Genomic DNA, 3,093 nt, shown 5'->3' on the forward strand with positions numbered 1-3,093 from the left:
AAATAAAAAAGCCCCTATGTATTTTTTATTACATAAGGACTTGATAAATCATATTTAAATTGATATAATCAACTTAATATAGTTCTTCAAAATTCTTTTTATGTAGTAGTGATACATATTTAGATATTGCCGTTTATTGTATTTCAGTACAATAGCCGGAGTTGGAGGACTTTTATTTTATTTTTTGAATCTTTTTTTATCTTTTAAATTATTCTTTCTTTAATATTATTTACATTTTAACTCATAATATGGCAATAATCAAATCATTTTTTTATATTTGTTAAAAACTCATATAATGCTAGGCTATTGGATAAAATGTTATTTCTTAAATATTCTTCTGAATAATCCTATATGATCCTGGTCTTTATTCTGCATTTTATCTTTTATTTCAATGAATTTATTATCAAGGTTTTGGAAATGTTCTTCCAGTTGTAGCACATCCTGTTGAGGTTTTGCTTTCAGTAACACTTGACTATTTTCAACAATTACATGAAGTTTATCTATTTGCATATCCTTTTCACGAAGTTGTTGTTTCAAAAATACTACTTGTTCTGTTAAGCTATTAATTAATTCATTTTTAGACTTAATTAAATCCTCTGTATCCTTTACACTGGATGATTCATCCTCTATCGTATCAGAAATCTTATCTGTAGCTATTTCATCATTATTTAACTCATCATTTAAATTCAGGCTTTCCTTAATTAAGTTAAATCCTACCTCATCAACAAATGATTTTCCTTGTTTTCTGACTATACAGGCTTTAATTTCTTTTAATTTTAATTGTTTATAAATTGTAACTTTGCTCATTTTGGTTAATTGTGATATTCTTTCAACATCATATAACATATTTATATACCTACCTTTTAAATAGATTATTTAATCTATTTAATCTATTTAATTCGGTTAAAAAGTTAAAAACCCTTTAAATTAGAACTTTTAAAGGGCTAGGTTTTAAATGCAAAGGTGATTTGGAACCCTTCTTATGGTAACAACTGAGAGAGAGCAGAAATGCTTCTTTTTTTTTGTATTTTATGGTAAAGTAATAGGTATAATTTACTATACCCCTAAAGCAAAAGAAGTCATAGATTTATTTTAATAGAATAGTTAAACAATATAAAAGGGACAATCTGAGCTTCAGATTGTCCCTTTTATATTGTTTGCTTTTATGTATATCGTTATCTACTATTTTAACAACATTATTGGTGTCTAATTAATATACACTTGTTTTATTTACTATTTATCACTTTTACATGACATTATTTTTTCATTATTATCATTTGGCATATATTTTTTTTATTTACCCGTTATACTTATGTAATTTCTCCAAAAAGTTTTCATAATCTTTACAATATCGTCCTCAAGTATTGGTTTATATCCCTTTATCTTCTTTATAAATATTTTTTATATTCAAGTATTTTTGTAGATTCAATTAAATCTACAAGTTCTTCTAATCATTGATTTACCTTGATTTATTACTAATTTACTTTTTAATTTAGTCAATTTTATTTTTGTATAGACAGCCATTAGCCTTTAAAATTTAAACATGCTATAATGCATTATTGCTTTTTTTCGACAAGTAATGCAACAATTTTCAGGGTAAATAGTAACACAATAAGAGGTTATAAATATGGAGTTCTATGGGTATGCTCTTACGCCTTGTAGAGTATAACGCACATATGATTACCTCGCAACCAAACTAAAAGGAGTGATTTATTATTTTAAAAAATAACATTAAAAAAGGGATAACTGCGATAGTTATATTAATTTCTTTATCAAATGTTAGTCCCCTTGTAACTACTGCAAAGGCTGTTGATCTAACATCAAATTCTACAGTATCTACGACTACTAATAATCCTACTATAATAGATGCTGGGAAATATAACTTGGATGTTACAGGCACATCAGATACCTCAGTACAATTTCAAAAAATGGTGAACTCTTTACCGAGCGGCAGTGCAATAAAACTACCAAAAGGTATATATAAATTTGCTAAAGCTGTTAAATTAAAAGACGGTATGAAATTAATTGCAACAAACAATAATGTAAAAATTAAAGGCATAGGCAATAACATATTATTTTGGACTGGTAATGATAACAGCTTCCAAGGTATAGAGTTTCAGAATTGCTCTACAGCTATAAGTGTTTTATATAAAAAAGGACTTAGTGTAATAAGTTGCGGATTCACAAATAAAATTAGTTATTCAGCAATTAATTTTTATGGAGCGAGCAATTGCTCAGTTAAATATTCATATTTTTACGATATACACAAATATGGAGTTTTAATAGATAAGGATAGTTCTAGTATTACAATAGATAATAACAGTTTTGATAATCCTAAAGCTTTTGATGGCTATAGTAAGGAACAAATTGCTGGTCATGTTTACTGCATGAATGGAACAAAAATCTCTGTTACAAACAATATTATAAGAAATAGCGGTGGTCAAGGTATTATATTTGGTTTTAATTCAACAACTGATAAAGGTACAACTAACTCAGTTGCAAGCAATAATCAGTGCATAGGCAATGGTCAAGAAGGTATAACAATTTATGGTGGTAGCAAGAAGCGTAGCAGTTGGAATTCTATTTCCAATAATACTAGTAAAAATAATAGATTTAATCAAATTGAAGTATGGCAGTCTAATAATAACGTTGTTAAGAATAACACAGTAGATGAATCAATAACTGGTACGGGAAATTTAGGAGCGATATGTCTCTTTACTACAACTGGAACAACTGTTTCAGAAAACAAAGTATTGTCTGCACAAAATAATGGTATTGACATAACAGCCGGAAGCTCAAATTGTTTTATTACAAATAACTATGTAGCAAATACAAATGGCATAAATAATATTAAATCTGCAGAAAAAGGTAATGGGATATTACTTGATTCAAGTGGAATATCTCAGCCTCAATACATAATGATTAGAGCGAATAAAATTAGCTCAAGTAGTGGAATTATAGCTAAAAGTGGTATTTATTCAACTTCTAATACCAATCATCACAACACGATAGATAGTAATACAATAACAGGTTACATAGTTGGACTTAATTCCTATGCCAAGATGACATGTGGGATACAATAAAACAGTTTTT

3 protein-coding genes are annotated in these 3,093 nt (G+C 27.5%); 1 reads left to right on the plus strand and 2 read right to left on the minus strand.

What is annotated here, in order from left to right:
* Nucleotides 1–318: 318 nt before the first annotated feature.
* On the minus strand, nt 319–846 hold the full coding sequence (locus VIM70_RS13285; protein ID WP_331946250.1) for a hypothetical protein: 528 nt from the start codon (nt 844–846) through the stop codon (nt 319–321).
* A gap of 850 nt (nt 847–1,696) precedes the next feature.
* A complete protein-coding gene (locus tag VIM70_RS13290; protein ID WP_331946251.1) occupies nt 1,697–1,900 on the minus strand; it encodes a hypothetical protein in 204 nt (67 codons plus the stop codon).
* Here VIM70_RS13290 and VIM70_RS13295 point away from each other — a divergent pair.
* Nucleotides 1,884–3,083, plus strand: coding sequence for a right-handed parallel beta-helix repeat-containing protein (locus VIM70_RS13295; RefSeq protein ID WP_331946252.1), 1,200 nt, complete (start codon nt 1,884–1,886; stop codon nt 3,081–3,083). The genes VIM70_RS13290 and VIM70_RS13295 overlap by 17 nt on opposite strands.
* The last annotated feature ends 10 nt before the right edge of the window (nt 3,084–3,093 follow it).

It is taken from the genome of Clostridium sp. (assembly GCF_036569345.1).
In the GTDB taxonomy this organism is placed as follows: domain Bacteria; phylum Bacillota; class Clostridia; order Clostridiales; family Clostridiaceae; genus Clostridium_AD.

What these genes read in the sequence shown, in the direction of transcription:
- VIM70_RS13285 (WP_331946250.1), bottom strand. Translation starts at nt 846, where the DNA reads ATGTTATATGATGTTGAAAGAATATCACAATTAACCAAAATGAGCAAA.